Source organism: Pseudomonas sp. ICMP 10191 (genome assembly GCF_001467335.1).
Taxonomy (GTDB): Bacteria; Pseudomonadota; Gammaproteobacteria; order Pseudomonadales; family Pseudomonadaceae; genus Aquipseudomonas; species Aquipseudomonas cerasi.
This window is the reverse complement of the sequence record NZ_LKGW01000079.1, coordinates 106,380-121,234: the sequence shown is the minus strand read 5'-3', so window position 1 is coordinate 121,234 and position 14,855 is coordinate 106,380. Positions and strand designations below refer to the sequence as shown.

The window sequence follows — 14,855 nt, the reverse complement described above, 5'->3', positions numbered from 1 at the left end:
CGGAAGTGGGGCGAATTATAGACACCTCACAGAGGGCGTCAACCGTTAATTTCAAAAATCTTCACCCTGCTTTGTTACGCCCCAGCAAACACGGGAGATCCTCTTTAAAGACGATCTCCCTCCCGCAGAATTTACAGGCTGGGAAATGCAAATTGCGACGCTTCGTGGCTCGCACGCTGCGGCCAGCGCTGGGTAATTGCCTTGCGACGGGTATAGAAGCGCACACCATCGGGACCGTACGCATGCAGGTCGCCGAACAGGGAACGCTTCCAGCCACCAAAGCTGTGATAGGCCACCGGTACCGGCAGTGGAACATTGACCCCGACCATCCCCACTTCAATCTCGTCGCAGAACAGACGCGCCGCTTCGCCATCGCGGGTAAAGATGCAAGTGCCGTTGCCATATTCGTGATCGTTGATCAGTTGCATGGCCTGCTCAAGGCTGTCCACGCGCACGATGCACAGCACCGGCCCGAAAATCTCTTCTTTATAGATACGCATCTCTGGCGTTACGCGATCGAACAGGCAGCCACCCATGAAGAAGCCCTGTTCATGCCCGGCAACCTGAAGGTTGCGCCCGTCCACCACCAGAGTCGCGCCCGCCTGCACACCGTCCTCTATATAGCCGCCGACCTTGTCGCGATGCTGCCCGGTGACCAGCGGCCCCATATCCAGGCCACAGGTCGTGCCCGCGCCGATCTTCAGGCTCTGGATTTGCGGAACCAGCTTGGCCACCAATGCATCAGCGATCTGATCGCCGACGCATACCGCGACCGAAATCGCCATGCAACGCTCGCCGCAGGACCCGTAGGCAGCGCCCATCAAGGCACTCACGGCGTTGTCCAGATCGGCATCCGGCATCAACACCGCATGATTCTTGGCACCACCGAGCGCTTGAACGCGCTTGCCCCGCGCTGCGCCTTCCTTATAGATGTACTCGGCAATCGGTGTGGAACCGACGAAGCTCAATGCCTTGACCTCCGGCGCTTCGATCAGCGCATCGACCGCGACCTTGTCACCGTGAACCACATTGAGCACACCCTTCGGCAGCCCCGCTTCATGCAGCAGCTCGGCAATCAACAATGTGGAGCTGGGATCGCGTTCCGAAGGTTTGAGGATGAAGCAGTTACCACACGCAATGGCCAGCGGGTACATCCACAGCGGCACCATGGCCGGGAAGTTGAACGGGGTAATACCGGCAACGATACCCAGCGGCTGAAAGTCAGACCACGCATCGATGTTCGGCCCGACGTTGCGGCTGTATTCACCCTTGAGCACTTCAGGCGCAGCGCAAGCGTATTCCACGTTTTCAATACCACGCTTCAGCTCGCCCGCCGCATCTTCCAGGGTCTTGCCGTGCTCTTCACTGATCAATTGGGCAATACGTGACTCATTCTGCTCAAGCAGTTGCTTGAAACGGAACATCACCTGAGCACGCTTGGCCGGCGGCGTATTGCGCCACGCCGGAAAGGCAGCCTTGGCCGAGTCGATTGCCTTCTGGACTGTTTCGCGATCGGCCAGCGCCACGGTGTGGATAACCTGCCCGGTCGACGGGTTGAAGACATTGGCGCTACGACCTTCAGCAGAAACGAACTCGCCGTGGATCAGGTGTTGAATGCTGCTCATGGAAAACTCCGGATAAAGGCAACGGGCGTGAATCAGCTCACACCCGATGCGATAAAGGCACTTATATAAGAAGAGAGCCTGCCAGCGCGGTCAGTCGACCAGGTTGAGGGTTTCGCCGACGGCATCGAACAATCGATCCAGATCCTGCGCCTGGCTGTTGAAGGTCGGTCCGAATTGCAGGGTGTCACCGCCGAAGCGCACGTAGAAACCGGCTTTCCACAGCTTCATGCCTGCCTCGAAGGGCCGCACGATGGCGTCGCCGTCACGCGGTGCGAGCTGGATGGCACCTGCCAGACCGTAATTGCGGATATCGACCACGTTTTTCGCGCCCTTGATACCGTGCAGCGCACGTTCAAAATGCGGCGCGACGGCTGCGGCCTGCTGCACCAGGTTCTCCCGCTGCAGCAGTTCAAGCGCCGCCAGCCCGGCTGCACAGGCTACGGGGTGAGCGGAATAGGTGTAGCCGTGAGGGAATTCGACGGCGTACTCCGGCGTTGGCTGATTCATGAACGTTTGATAGATCTCGCTGCTGGCGATTACCGCGCCCATGGGGATGGCGCCATTGGTGATCTGCTTGGCGATGCACATCAGGTCAGGCGTGACCCCGAAACTGTCGGCGCCAAACATCGAGCCCGTACGACCGAAGCCGGTAATGACTTCGTCGAAGATCAGCAGGATATTGTGCTGATCACAAATTTCACGCAGGCGCTTGAGATAGCCCTGCGGAGGAACGATCACACCGGCCGAACCCGCCATGGGTTCGACGATTACCGCAGCGATGTTCGACGCATCATGCAACTCGATCAACTTGAGCATCTCGTCAGCCAGCGCGATACCGCCCGCCTCGGGCATGCCCTTCGAGTACGCATTGCTGGCCAGCAGGGTGTGCGGCAAGTGGTCGACGTCCATCAACTGGCCGAACATCTTGCGATTGCCATTCACTCCGCCCAGGCTGGTGCCCGCCACGTTCACACCGTGATAGCCGCGTGCCCGACCGATCATCTTGGTCTTGGTCGCCTGGCCTTTCAGCCGCCAGTAGGCACGCACCATCTTCACCGCCGTATCCGCGCACTCGGAACCCGAGTTGGTATAGAAGACGTGGTTGAGATTGCCCGGCGTCAGGTCGGTAATCTGTTCTGCCAGCTGGAACGACAGGGGATGCCCGAACTGAAAGCCTGGTGAGTAATCCAGCACACCCAGCTGCCGGGAAACGGCTTCCTGAATTTCCTTGCGCGTGTGCCCAGCCCCGCATGTCCATAGACCTGAGAGTGCATCGTAGATCTTGCGCCCCTTGTCGTCTGTCAGATAGCTGCCATGCGCGGCCACGACCATGCGCGGGTCGCGCTGGAAATTTCGATTCGCGGTGTAGGGCATCCAGTGAGCATCAAGCTTCAACTGATGGGTGACAGGCACATCGGACACTTCGAACATATTCATGGGAGCAAGCCTCGCAGGCGCTAAACGAAAGGTCATTGCCGCCAAGGTGCCACGCGGCTAAAGTTCATGAAACCCGCCTTTTATGATCTTTGGTTTGGTAATCACTAAACAATGAATATCCGTCGTTCCGATCCGGTGTCGCAGGTCAGTGATTTTGATATCCGCTTGCTGCGCCTATTCAAAAGCGTCGTCGAGGCGGGCGGCTTTTCTGCGGCTGAAAGCGTGCTCGGCATTGGCCGATCAGCGATCAGCCAGCAGATGAGTGATCTGGAACAACGCCTTGGCCTGCGCCTGTGCCAGCGAGGCCGCGCCGGCTTTTCCCTGACCGACGAAGGGCGCGAGGTCTATCAGTCGTCGTTGCAATTGCTCAGCGCGCTGGAAAGTTTCAGGACAGAGGTCAACGGCCTGCACCAGAACCTGCGCGGCGAGCTGAACATCGGCCTGACCGACAACCTGGTCACCCTCCCCCACATGCGCATCACCCATGCCCTGGCCCGGCTGAAAGAGCGCGGGCCGGGCGTGCACATCAACATCCGCATGATCGCCCCCGCCGAGGTCGAGCGCGGTGTACTCGACGGCGGCCTGCATGTCGGCGTCGTGCCGCAGGCCAGTGCCTTGCCGGGGCTTGAGTATCATCCGTTGTACAGCGAGCGTTCGCTGCTCTATTGCGCGGTCGGGCATCCCCTGTTTTACGCCGAGAATGCCACGCTGGATGACGCACGTCTCGCACAGCAGGAAGCCATTGCTCCGACCTTTCGCCTGCCCAACGAGATCCAGGACCACTATCAGGCACTGACCTGCACGGCCAGCGCGTCCGACCGGGAGGGCATCGCCTTCCTGATTCTGACCGGCCGCTACATAGGCTACCTGCCCGATCATTACGCCAACGCCTGGGTGCAGGAAGGCAGGCTGCGCGCATTGAAACCGGATTCGAAGTTCTACGACCTCAATCTGGTGACCGTCACCCGCAAAGGCCGGCGCCCTCATTTGGTGCTGGAGAGCTTTCTGGAAACACTTGCCGCTACCCGATGACACATTTCTGCCCTGCACCTGGCCGGTTCGCCGACGCTGCAGAGCGCGTTGAAAGCGCTATCAGGCTGATATTTATTGAAATAAATGGAATCAAATAAAAATAAGCTGAGCAACTGGACAGTTTTTTGCAGTAGTCCCGAACAACGACACGCCAGCACATGGCATTTCCCCGTCCGAGAACTCGCCATGCAGCCTGAAACACTCGACAACGATGATCTGATCTACGGCCTGGACGACCGCCCCAAACCCTGGACGGCGATATTGGCCGCGTTCCAGCACGTTCTCGCCAGCTTCGTGGGGATCATCACCCCGCCCCTGATCATCGGCTCGACCCTTGGCCTGACACAGTACATGCCGTACCTGATCAGCATGGCCTTGATGGTCTCGGGCACCGGCACCTTCATCCAGGCACGCCGCCCGTTCGGTATCGGCGCGGGCATGATCTGCCTGCAAGGCACCAGCTTCGCCTTCCTGGGCGCAGTGTTGTCCGCAGGCTTTCTGGTCAAGCAGCGCGGCGGCAGCCCGGAGGACATCATGGCGATGATCTTCGGCGTGTGCTTTTTCGGTGCCTTGGTGCAGATCGCGCTGAGTCGCTGCATTGGCCAGTTGCGAAGGGTCATCACGCCACTGGTGACCGGTATTGTCATCACGCTGATTGGTGTGAGCCTGATCAAGGTAGGCGTGACAGACCTGGGCGGCGGCTTCAACGCACCGGACTTCGGCGCCCCGGTTAATCTGGCGCTGGGCGGGTTCGTGCTGGCCGTGATCATTGTGCTCAATCGATCGAATACGCCCTGGGTACGTTTGTCAGCCATCATCATCGGCCTGGCGGTGGGCAGTCTGGCCGCATGGTTCAGCGGCAAACTGGTGCCGCAACCCCTTCACGACCTGCCGTTGATCAGCGTACCGGTGCCGTTCCGCTTCGGCTTCAATTTCGACTGGAGCGCTTTCCTGCCTGTCGCGCTGATTTATCTGATCAGCAGTATCGAGACGGTCGGCGACCTGACCGCCAACTGCATGCTCGCGCGCCAGCCCATCAGCGGCCCGAGTTACCTGGCGCGCCTCAAGGGCGGTGTACTGGGTGATGGCGTGAGCTGCATGATCGCCGCGACCTTCAGCGCATTTCCCAATACCACCTTTGCGCAGAACAACGGCGTGATCCAGTTGACCGGCGTTGCCAGTCGCTATGTCGGGCTGTACATCGGCGCGGTGCTGTTCGTGCTCGGGCTGTTTCCGCACATTGGTGCCATCGTCCAGCAGATCCCCAAGCCGGTGCTCGGCGGCGCAACGCTGGTCATGTTCGGCAGCGTCGCCGCCGCCGGGGTACGCATTCTGGCCCAGTCACCGCTGGACCGACGCAGCATGCTGATCATTGCCACCTCATTGGGTGTCGGTCTGGGTATTGCGGCGCAACCTGCGCTGCTGCATCAGTTGCCGAAACTGGTGCAGAACCTGTTCGATTCGGCCATCACCAGCGGCGGTATCACGGCCATTGTCATGTGCCTGCTGATTCCGGAAGGCAAAGTCGCCGCCGTTCCGAGCGCCGATGCAGCGGAACCCAAACCTGTGGAGCAACCACGATAACTTTACTTGCCGCGCCCGCACCGACGCTTGCGAGATGCTCGCCGGTGCGCTATCTGTTCATTCGTCGCGCCCTACGACCTGTCCGGAATTGCCCATGACCCTTGAAGTCCCCGCACACAGCGCTCACGTCACCAAGCCTGCAAGCCGTATTCGTCAGAAGAACGAAGAAGCGATCATCCAGGCAGCCGAAGATGAATTTGCCCGCCACGGTTTCAAGGGCACCAGCATGAACACCATCGCGATCAAGGCCGGGCTGCCGAAAGCCAATCTGCATTACTACTTCACCAACAAACTCGGCCTGTATGTCGCAGTGCTCAGCAACATCATCGATTTGTGGGACAGCACCTTCAACCACCTCAGCGTCGAAGACGATCCGGCAGAGGCGCTGGCCCGCTATATTCGCGCCAAGATGGAATTCTCGCGCCGCCAGCCACAGGCTTCGCGGATCTTCGCCATGGAGATCATCAGCGGCGGCGAATGCATGAGCGAGTATTTCAGCCAGGATTACCGCCTGTGGTTCCAGGGCCGGGCAGCGGTCTTTCAAGCCTGGATCGACGCCGGCAAGATGGACCCCGTCGACCCGGTGCACCTGATCTTTCTGCTATGGGGCAGCACCCAGCACTATGCCGACTTCGCCTCGCAGATCTGTCGCGTCACCGGTCGTTCTCGACTGACTCGCCAAGACATGGATCAGGCCAGCAACAATCTCATTCGAATCATTCTCAAAGGTTGTGGGCTCACCCCGCCAGCCTTGTAGAATCGTCGCCCTGACGTCAGCTGGACACACGCATGCCTTTTACCCTGATCGGCCCTTGCGAGTTTCGTGAAGAAATCCGCAAGAGCCGCTTCATCACCCTCGCCGCCCCCATCGCCAGCCCGGCCGACGCACAGGCGTTCATCGAGCAGCACAGTGACCTGAACGCCACCCACAATTGCTGGGCCTGGAAGCTCGGTGGCCAGTATCGCAGCAACGATGACGGCGAACCGGGCGGCACTGCAGGCAGGCCGATTCTGGCCGCCATCGAAGCGCAGGAGTTCGATCAGGTCGTGGTGCTGGTGATCCGCTGGTACGGCGGCATTCAACTGGGGACCGGCGGCCTGGCCCGCGCCTATGGCGGCGGTGCCAACAAATGCCTGCAGCAGGCCGAGCGTCTGCCGCTGATCCAGCGCGCGTCGTTCCACCTTGAATGCAGCTTCAGCGAGCTGGCGCTGGTCAAGCTGCGTCTCGGCGAACTGAACGGTCTGGTGGAAAGCGAAAACTTCATGGCCAACGGTGTGCAGATGTCCATCGCCATCGGCCCCGAGCACACCGACACCCTGCAGCGCCAACTGGCCGATCTGAGTCGCGGCAGAATCCTTCTGCACGCAGCGCCGGAGCAATAGCCGGAGCCTCTGAGCCACATGTCACAATTGCCCACATCTACTGTGCATCCGGCTGTGGATAAGCTGAGCACACTCCACCGCGAGCCTTGCCGGGCTTGCGTTTCAGGCGAATGATCGTTTTTTGAGCAATTGCCGGGCGTGGATCCATAAAGAGTGCAAAAACAGCCTGTTAGCACTTGTTAGTGCCTTTGGATGTTAACCGCCGCCGCATTATTCTCACTCAACCGGCTTGCGCACAGTATCTGTGGAAGAACCTGTGGATAACAGGTGCAAGGGTCGCGCATTGCTTCAGCGCACCGCCCTCCACGTCCGCTGTACATTTTTTGTTCAAATCAAAGGGCCACATTGGCCCGCGCCAGGCAAGCACGCCCCGAACTGGTGCTGAAACGAGCGCCGTCGATAGGCGAAGGCCGGTGACAGAGCCGAAAACTCCGTGCCTGGCCTCGATTCAACGAATCGGACGCGAATCCTGACTCCTTGGCCAGGATTTTGCTTTATCCACACGCGACCCACTTCTGCCTCAGAGCCTTTCATGTCAAACCACGCGATAGCTGCGCGCCTGCAACTGCGCCACATCACCAAACGATATCCCGGCTGCCTGGCCAACGACGCTGTCGACCTGACGATTCAGCCCGGAGAGATTCACGCCCTGCTGGGTGAAAACGGTGCGGGCAAAAGCACGCTGATGAAGATCATCTACGGCGTGACGCAGCCCGACGCCGGGACGATCATCTGGCAAGGCCAGGTGCAGACCATGCGCAATCCGGCACAGGCCAGAAGCCTGGGCATCGGCATGGTTTTCCAGCATTTTTCGCTGTTCGAAACCCTCAGCGTCGCGCAAAACATCGCGCTGGCGATGGGCGCAGCGGCGGGCACGCCCAAGCAACTCGAACCGCGCATCCGCGAGGTCTCACAACGCTACGGCATGGCAGTGGAGCCCCAGAGGCTAGTCCACAGCCTGTCGATTGGTGAGCGGCAGAAAGTCGAGATCATTCGCTGCCTGATGCAGGACATTCGCCTGTTGATCCTCGACGAGCCCACGTCGGTGTTGACGCCTCAGGAAGCCGATGAGCTGTTCGTGACTCTGCGGCATCTGGCCCGAGAAGGCTGCAGCATTCTGTTCATCAGTCACAAGCTGGGCGAAGTGCGCGCGCTGTGTCACAGCGCGACTGTACTGCGCAACGGCCGGGTCTCCGGGCACTGCATTCCCGCTGAATGCTCCGATCTGGAACTGGCGCGCTTGATGGTCGGTGATGCCGAAGGGCTGACCGCGCAGTATGAGAAAGTCAGCGGCAGCACAGCCTTTTTGCGCATCGAAAAACTGTCCTGGCACAACCCGGACCCGTTCGGCTGCTCACTCAAAGACCTCAGCCTGGAAGTACGCAGCGGCGAAATCGTCGGTATCGCGGGCGTGGCCGGGAATGGTCAGGATGAGTTGCTGGCGCTGCTCAGCGGCGAACAGACCTTGCCCCATGCCCAGGCGGCGACTCTGCGTTTTGAGGATGCCCCGGTCGGCAACCTGCGGCCCGATGCGCGGCGCAAGCGTGGCCTGGCATTCGTCCCGGCCGAGCGCCTGGGGCATGGCGCAGTGCCGGAACTCAGTCTTGCCGACAACGCGCTGCTTACCGCCTTTCAGCAAGGGCTGGTGAACAATGGCCTGATCCAGCGCAGCAAGGTGCGCGCACTGGCTGACGAAATCATTCGGCGCTTTGCGGTCAAGACCCCGGATGCCCAGGCCCCGGCGCGCAGTCTGTCGGGCGGCAACCTGCAGAAATTCATCCTCGGTCGGGAAATTCTGCAAAAGCCGAAACTGTTGATTGCCGCGCATCCCACCTGGGGCGTTGATGTCGGCGCTGCGGCGGCGATCCATCGGGCGCTGATTGCCTTGCGCGACGCGGGGGCCGCCATTCTGGTGATCTCCGAAGACCTGGACGAGTTGTTCCAGATCAGCGACCGACTCGCCGCCCTGAGTGGCGGACAGCTTTCCGACCTGATCCCCACTGAACAGACCAGCACCGTGCAAATCGGCGGCTGGATGGCGGGACAGTTCGATCATTCTCAACCCCAAGCCCACGTGCCTGGTTAACGGAGCGAAACATGCTGCTTTCTCTGGAACCGCGCGGCCAGCAATCGCGCGCGATGTTGTGGTGCTCCCCTTTACTGGCTGCGGTGCTGACCCTGGTCTGCGGTTCACTGCTGTTCATCGGCCTGGGCCTGAACCCTTGGGTGACGCTGCACACCTTGCTGATCGCGCCGGTCAGCGACTGGTACGGCCTGTCGGAATTGATGGTCAAGACCCTGCCGATTCTGCTCTGCGCGCTGGGTCTGGCGGTCGCCTATCAGGCGCGTATCTGGAACATCGGGGCGGAAGGCCAGTTGCTGCTCGGCGCATTGGCGGGCAGTGCCGTGGCGGTGAATATCATCGAGATGGAGAGTCGTTGGGCACTGGTCATGGTGCTGCTGGCCGGCACCCTCGCCGGCGCGGCCTGGGCGGGCGTGACCGCCTGGCTGCGCACGCACTTCAACGCCAATGAAATCCTCACCAGCATCATGCTCAACTACATCGCCCTCAACTTGCTGCTGTACTTCGTCCACGGGCCGCTGAAGGACCCGGCCGGCATGAACTTCCCGGAGTCAGCGACTTTCGGCGACGCCAGCCGTCTGCCGCTGTTGATGGAGGATGGCCGCGCGCACATCGGCGTGTACTTCGCCCTGCTTGCGCTGGTCGCGGTGTGGGTGCTGCTGCAGCGCAGTTTCGTCGGTTTTCAGATCAAGGTGCTGGGCCTGGACAAGCGTGCTGCCGGGTTCGTCGGCTTTCGAGAAAAACGCCTGGTTTGGCTCGCACTGTTGATCAGTGGCGCGCTGGCCGGGCTGGCCGGCGTATCGGAAGTGACCGGGCCGATCGGTCAACTGGTGCCGCAGGTCTCGCCAGGTTACGGCTATGCCGCGATCACCGTGGCCTTTCTCGGCCGCCTCAACCCCATCGGCATTCTGTTCTCCAGCCTGTTGATCGCCCTACTGTATCTGGGCGGAGAAAGCGCGCAAATGACCTTGAACCTGCCGTTGGCAATCACGCAGTTGTTTCAGGGGATGATGCTGTTTTTCCTGCTGGCCTGTGATGTGCTGATTCTCTATCGCCCACGTTTGAAACTGCACTGGGCCAAGCGCCAGATGACAGCCGTCACAGGAGCCGCATGATGGATATCGACCTGCTGAGCAACATTTTCTACGCCATGGTCCGCTGCGGAACCCCCTTGCTGCTGGTGGCGCTGGGCGAACTTATCTGCGAAAAAAGCGGCGTCATCAACCTCGGTCAGGAAGGCATGATGCTGTTTGGCGCAGTGATCGGTTTCATCGTCGCCCTGAACACCGGCAACCTCTGGCTGGGTGTGCTGCTGGCGATGCTTGCAGGCATGCTGCTGTCGGCACTGTTTGCCCTGGTGGCACTGGTGTTCAACGCCAATCAGGTCGCGACCGGGCTGGCGCTGACCATCTTCGGCGTTGGCCTTTCCAGCTTTGTCGGGGCCGCCTGGGTCGGCAAACCGTTGAGCGGTTTCGAACCGGTGGCCATCCCGCTGCTCAGTGACATTCCGCTGATCGGCCGCATGCTGTTTGCCCAGGACTTGCTGGTCTACCTGTCCTTTGCGCTGTTTGCACTGGTCGCCTGGGCGCTGCTGAAAAGCCGCGTCGGGCTGATTATCCAGGCGGTCGGCGAAAATCCCGATGCGGCCAGCGCCATGGGCTTGCCAGTGTTGCGTGTACGCACGTTGGCCGTGCTGTTCGGCGGCGCAATGGCTGGGCTGGCCGGGGCCTACCTGTCGCTGGCCTACACGCCGATGTGGGCAGAAAACATGAGCGCCGGACGCGGCTGGATAGCCTTGGCGCTGGTGGTGTTCGCCAGCTGGCGCGTGTGGCGTCTACTGCTCGGTGCGTACCTGTTCGGCCTCGCCAGCATCCTGCACCTGGTCGCGCAAGGCATCGGCCTGGCCATCCCGTCCAACCTGCTGGCGATGCTGCCTTACCTCGCCACCATCATCGTCCTCGTCCTGCTCTCCCGCGACGCCTTGCGCACCCGGCTGTATGCGCCGGTATCGCTGGGCCAGCCTTGGCGGGCGGGGCATTGAGGGAGCTCGCGGCGCAGATGGTTGACGCAGAGCGTCATGAACGGCATTCCCACGCTGGAGCGTGCGGAACGATAATCCCGACTATCGCGCCGATGCTCAGCGTCAGACATCTACCTTGAACGTTTCCGGCTCACGGAGATTCCAACACTGCATAGGCAGTAGTACGCTGCGGGGTCGAAACTTTCGAGAGGCCTTGCTGGCACTGCCATGGAGTCTGTCTCTCAATCTGCCAAGGAATCATTCATGACCACTACCAAGAAAACCGCCCTGATCATCGGTGCTTCGCGTGGCCTGGGCCTCGGGCTGGTGCAGCGCTTGACCGAACAGGGCTGGCAGGTCACCGCCACGGTGCGTGATCCGCAGAACGCTGAAAACCTCAAAGCGGTCGAGGGCGTGCGCATCGAAGCGGTGGATCTGGACGAAACGGCCTCGCTTGAAGTGCTGGTCCAGAAGCTGCGCGGTGAAGTGTTCGACGTGCTGTTCGTCAATGCCGGCATCAGTGGCGCGGCACACCAGAGCGCGGCGAAGTCTACCGCTGCCGAACTCGGGCAGTTGTTCCTGACCAACGCGGTGGCACCGATTCGTCTGGCCGAACGCTTCGTCGATCAACTTCGTCCCGGCACGGGCGTCCTGGCGTTCATGAGTTCGTGGCTGGGCAGCGTCACTTGCCCGGACGGCGCAAACCTTGCGTTGTACAAGGCCAGCAAGGCTGCACTCAATTCGATGACCAATACCTTTGTCACCGAGCTGGGCGAGAACCGTCCTACCGTTTTGTCTATGCATCCGGGCTGGGTGAAGACCGACATGGGCGGCGAAAATGCCGCCATCGACGTGATGACCAGCACCACTGGGCTTGTCGAACAGCTCAATGCCTACGCCGGCAAGGGCGGCCATCACTTCATCGACTACCAGGGCAAGACGATTGCCTGGTAATCGGCTGCTCGACTAGAATCGCCGTCCTTCGCCGGGGCGCACCTGACCCCGGCGACCCTGGATCAGCAGACAGGGCAACACTGAGCTGGCTAACCTGAACCTGTCTTTCAGAGGAGCCGGCCCATGCCTGCGATCCGTATCTGGTTGAAAAATCCCCTTGCCGTGTTCACTGCCAATGACCTGGACGCCCGTGGCGGTCTGGTGATCGAAGGCGGCGTCATCACTGAAGTGCTGGCCGCCGGGCAGCTCCCGTCAACGCCCTGCACTCAGACGTTCGATGCCCGTGAGCATGTGTTGCTGCCGGGGTTGATCAACACGCACCATCACTTCTATCAAACCCTCACGCGGGCCTGGGCACCAGTGGTCAATCAGCCGTTGTTCCCTTGGCTGAAAACCCTGTACCCGGTATGGGCGCGCCTGACGCCGGAGAAGCTCGCGGTCGCCAGCAAGGTGGCGCTGGCCGAGCTGTTACTGTCCGGGTGCACAACCGCTGCTGACCACCACTATCTGTTTCCCGACGGGCTTGAACACGCTATCGATGTTCAGGTGCAGAGCGTTCGGGAGCTGGGCATGCGCGCGATGCTGACGCGCGGTTCGATGAGCCTGGGCGAAGCGGATGGAGGCTTGCCGCCGCAGCAAACCGTGCAGCAGGGCGAGGTGATTCTGGCCGACAGCCAGCGTTTGATCGAGACCTACCATGAGCGTGGTGACGGCGCGAAGATCCAGATCGCGCTGGCACCCTGCTCGCCGTTTTCGGTCACGCCGCAGATCATGGCCGAGAGTGCGGCCATGGCAGAAAAACTCGACGTGCGCCTGCACACCCACCTGGCTGAAACCCTCGACGAAGAAGACTTCTGCCTGCAACGCTTCGGCCTGCGCACCGTGGATTATCTGGACAGTGTCGGCTGGTTGGGACCGCGTACCTGGCTGGCCCATGGCATCCACTTCAACCCCGACGAAATCGCCCGTCTCGGCGCAGCAGGTACGGGTGTCTGCCACTGCCCGAGCTCGAACATGCGCCTGGCCTCCGGCATCTGTCCGACCCTGGACCTGCTCGCTGCTGGCGCGCCGTTGGGGCTTGGGGTCGATGGTTCGGCGTCCAACGACGCATCGAACATGATCCTGGAAACCCGCCAGGCGCTTTACCTGCAACGCCTGCGCTACGGCGCCGAAAAAATCACTCCGCAGCTCGTGCTGGGCTGGGCCACCAAGGGGTCGGCGCAATTGCTGGGACGCACTGACCTCGGTGAACTGGCGGTGGGTAAACAGGCTGATCTGGCGTTGTTCAAGCTGGACGAACTGCGCTTTTCCGGCAGCCATGATCCGCTGTCAGCGCTGCTGCTGTGCGGCGCGGACCGTGCCGATCGGGTGATGATCGCAGGACAATGGCGAGTGATCGACGGCCAGGTCGAAGGCCTGGACATCAAGCAGTTGATTGCCGATCACAGCCAGGCCGCGCGGGAGTTGATTCGGGGCTGAACGTGCGGGGCGATAATCTCAACTATCGTGCGACGCTCCGCGTCGGCATGCCGTTCAGGACGCTCTGCGTCCTCTTGCGACGCAGAGCGTGGGAGCGATAGGCAATAGGCCCTAAAGCCCCAGACACGAGAGCATGATGAACGTCGCGAACAGCACGAAGTGGGTCATGCCTTCGATGGCGTTGGTTTCGCCGTCGTTGAGGTTGATGGCGGACACCAGCAGGGTGATGAAGATCATCACGGTCTGCACCGGAGTCATGGCCATCTGGAAAGGCTGGCCACTGTAAAGCGCCATGGCTTCCATGACCGGAACGGTCAGGATCACGGTCGACAGCGACGCACCCAGGGCGATGTTGACCACCGACTGCATGCGGTTGGCCAGCGCGGCACGCAGGGCCGTGAGGATCTCCGGCGCGGCAGAGATGGCGGCGACCAGGATGGCGGTCATCACCGGCGGTGCACCGGTGCCTTCCAGGCCCAGGTCAACCGTCTTCGACATCACTTCGGCCAGCGCGCCGATCACCACCACGCCGACAACCAGTGTGGCAATTGAGCGGGTCAGATTGACCGGTTCTGCGTGCTCTTCAGCCGTATTGGAACCCTGACTCTGACGCTTCTTCTTTTCCGGGTAGCTGTAGCTGAAAAAGTAACTGTGCGGCCCGACCTGCATGCGCAGGAACAGGGTGTAGAGCAGGATCATCGCGCCGATGGTAAACGCCGAATAGATCTTCCAGTCACCCTTGGGAATGAACTCGGGTACGACCATCGACACGCCCATCGCGGTGAGGATCATCACGCTGTAGGTGCGCGCCGAATCATCGTTGTATGACTGCTCGCCGTGCTTGATACCGCCCATCAGCGCCGCAAGACCGAGGATGCCGTTGATGTCGAGCATCACCGCCGAATAAATCGTGTCCCGCACCAGCGTTGGCGACGGCTCGTTGCTCATCATGATCGCCAGGATCACCACTTCGACCGTCACCGCCGACAGCGTGAGGATCATCGTGCCGTAAGGATCGCCGACCTTTTCCGCCAGCATCTCGGCATGGTGGGCAACGCGCATCGAGGCGCAGATGATGAACGCGACCAGCGCCAGCCCGGACACCAGCGCCACGACCTGACCGTTGCCTACCAGCACGTGCTCCAGTGGATAAGCGACGAACATGGCAATGATTGCCAGCAACAGAAACTTTTCTTGCTTGAGCAATGCGCCCATTTTTATTCCCCAAACCTTGCGACATCGCCGCGGATGTACATGA

General features: G+C 60.9%; 12 protein-coding genes. 9 read left to right on the top strand and 3 right to left on the bottom strand.

What is annotated here, in order from left to right; genetic code table 11:
* Positions 1-131 precede the first annotated feature (131 nt).
* Together AO388_RS07745 and AO388_RS07740 are read right to left on the bottom strand one after the other, a co-directional pair.
* Positions 132-1,625 (bottom strand): CoA-acylating methylmalonate-semialdehyde dehydrogenase, encoded by a 1,494-nt coding sequence (locus AO388_RS07745; RefSeq protein WP_003366570.1) that lies wholly within the window; start codon positions 1,623-1,625, stop codon positions 132-134.
* 90 nt (positions 1,626-1,715) lie between these two features.
* Positions 1,716-3,062 carry an aspartate aminotransferase family protein gene (locus AO388_RS07740; protein WP_054081332.1) on the bottom strand — a complete coding sequence of 449 codons (1,347 nt, stop codon included), beginning with the start codon at positions 3,060-3,062 and terminating at the stop codon, positions 1,716-1,718.
* Between the two features lie 111 nt (positions 3,063-3,173).
* Here AO388_RS07740 and AO388_RS07735 point away from each other — a divergent pair, with 111 nt between their 5' ends.
* From AO388_RS07735 to AO388_RS07695, 9 genes are all read left to right on the top strand, one after another.
* Positions 3,174-4,094 carry a LysR family transcriptional regulator gene (locus tag AO388_RS07735; protein ID WP_003431839.1) on the top strand — a complete coding sequence of 307 codons (921 nt, stop codon included), beginning with the start codon at positions 3,174-3,176 and terminating at the stop codon, positions 4,092-4,094.
* A 186-nt stretch (positions 4,095-4,280) separates the two neighbouring features.
* The gene (locus AO388_RS07730; RefSeq protein ID WP_058416265.1) at positions 4,281-5,678 is read left to right on the top strand and encodes a uracil-xanthine permease family protein; all 1,398 of its coding nucleotides are present in this window, start codon (positions 4,281-4,283) and stop codon (positions 5,676-5,678) included.
* 94 nt (positions 5,679-5,772) lie between these two features.
* Entirely contained in the window at positions 5,773-6,435 is a 663-nt protein-coding gene (locus AO388_RS07725) for a TetR/AcrR family transcriptional regulator (RefSeq protein WP_003318629.1), read from the top strand.
* 32 nt (positions 6,436-6,467) lie between these two features.
* A complete protein-coding gene (locus tag AO388_RS07720; protein ID WP_003366563.1) occupies positions 6,468-7,061 on the top strand; it encodes an IMPACT family protein in 594 nt (197 codons plus the stop codon).
* 532 nt (positions 7,062-7,593) lie between these two features.
* Positions 7,594-9,147 carry an ABC transporter ATP-binding protein gene (locus tag AO388_RS07715; RefSeq protein ID WP_058416264.1) on the top strand — a complete coding sequence of 518 codons (1,554 nt, stop codon included), beginning with the start codon at positions 7,594-7,596 and terminating at the stop codon, positions 9,145-9,147.
* 11 nt (positions 9,148-9,158) lie between these two features.
* On the top strand, positions 9,159-10,259 hold the full coding sequence (locus tag AO388_RS07710) for an ABC transporter permease (RefSeq protein WP_004667295.1): 1,101 nt from the start codon (positions 9,159-9,161) through the stop codon (positions 10,257-10,259).
* Positions 10,259-11,185: an ABC transporter permease gene (locus AO388_RS07705; protein WP_003366557.1), complete on the top strand. Its 927-nt coding sequence runs from the start codon at positions 10,259-10,261 to the stop codon at positions 11,183-11,185. Before AO388_RS07710 ends, AO388_RS07705 begins: the two co-directional genes overlap by 1 nt.
* A gap of 243 nt (positions 11,186-11,428) precedes the next feature.
* Positions 11,429-12,118, top strand: a complete 690-nt coding sequence (locus AO388_RS07700; RefSeq protein WP_003366555.1) for an SDR family oxidoreductase — start codon at positions 11,429-11,431, stop codon at positions 12,116-12,118.
* A gap of 123 nt (positions 12,119-12,241) precedes the next feature.
* Positions 12,242-13,597, top strand: a complete 1,356-nt coding sequence (locus AO388_RS07695) for an 8-oxoguanine deaminase (RefSeq protein ID WP_058416263.1) — start codon at positions 12,242-12,244, stop codon at positions 13,595-13,597.
* A gap of 111 nt (positions 13,598-13,708) precedes the next feature.
* Here the strand turns inward: AO388_RS07695 and AO388_RS07690 are convergent, their stop codons facing one another.
* Positions 13,709-14,812, bottom strand: a complete 1,104-nt coding sequence (locus AO388_RS07690) for a calcium:proton antiporter (RefSeq protein ID WP_003431849.1) — start codon at positions 14,810-14,812, stop codon at positions 13,709-13,711.
* Positions 14,813-14,855: the final 43 nt, after the last annotated feature.

Excerpts from the sequence above, each read along its gene's own strand:
- AO388_RS07745 (WP_003366570.1), bottom strand. The coding sequence starts at position 1,625 with ATGAGCAGCATTCAACACCTGATCCACGGCGAGTTCGTTTCTGCTGAA.
- AO388_RS07740 (WP_054081332.1), bottom strand. The coding sequence starts at position 3,062 with ATGAATATGTTCGAAGTGTCCGATGTGCCTGTCACCCATCAGTTGAAG.
- AO388_RS07735 (WP_003431839.1), top strand. The coding sequence starts at position 3,174 with ATGAATATCCGTCGTTCCGATCCGGTGTCGCAGGTCAGTGATTTTGAT.
- AO388_RS07730 (WP_058416265.1), top strand. The coding sequence starts at position 4,281 with ATGCAGCCTGAAACACTCGACAACGATGATCTGATCTACGGCCTGGAC.
- AO388_RS07725 (WP_003318629.1), top strand. The coding sequence starts at position 5,773 with ATGACCCTTGAAGTCCCCGCACACAGCGCTCACGTCACCAAGCCTGCA.
- AO388_RS07720 (WP_003366563.1), top strand. The coding sequence starts at position 6,468 with ATGCCTTTTACCCTGATCGGCCCTTGCGAGTTTCGTGAAGAAATCCGC.
- AO388_RS07715 (WP_058416264.1), top strand. The coding sequence starts at position 7,594 with ATGTCAAACCACGCGATAGCTGCGCGCCTGCAACTGCGCCACATCACC.
- AO388_RS07710 (WP_004667295.1), top strand. The coding sequence starts at position 9,159 with ATGCTGCTTTCTCTGGAACCGCGCGGCCAGCAATCGCGCGCGATGTTG.
- AO388_RS07705 (WP_003366557.1), top strand. The coding sequence starts at position 10,259 with ATGGATATCGACCTGCTGAGCAACATTTTCTACGCCATGGTCCGCTGC.
- AO388_RS07700 (WP_003366555.1), top strand. The coding sequence starts at position 11,429 with ATGACCACTACCAAGAAAACCGCCCTGATCATCGGTGCTTCGCGTGGC.
- AO388_RS07695 (WP_058416263.1), top strand. The coding sequence starts at position 12,242 with ATGCCTGCGATCCGTATCTGGTTGAAAAATCCCCTTGCCGTGTTCACT.
- AO388_RS07690 (WP_003431849.1), bottom strand. The coding sequence starts at position 14,812 with ATGGGCGCATTGCTCAAGCAAGAAAAGTTTCTGTTGCTGGCAATCATT.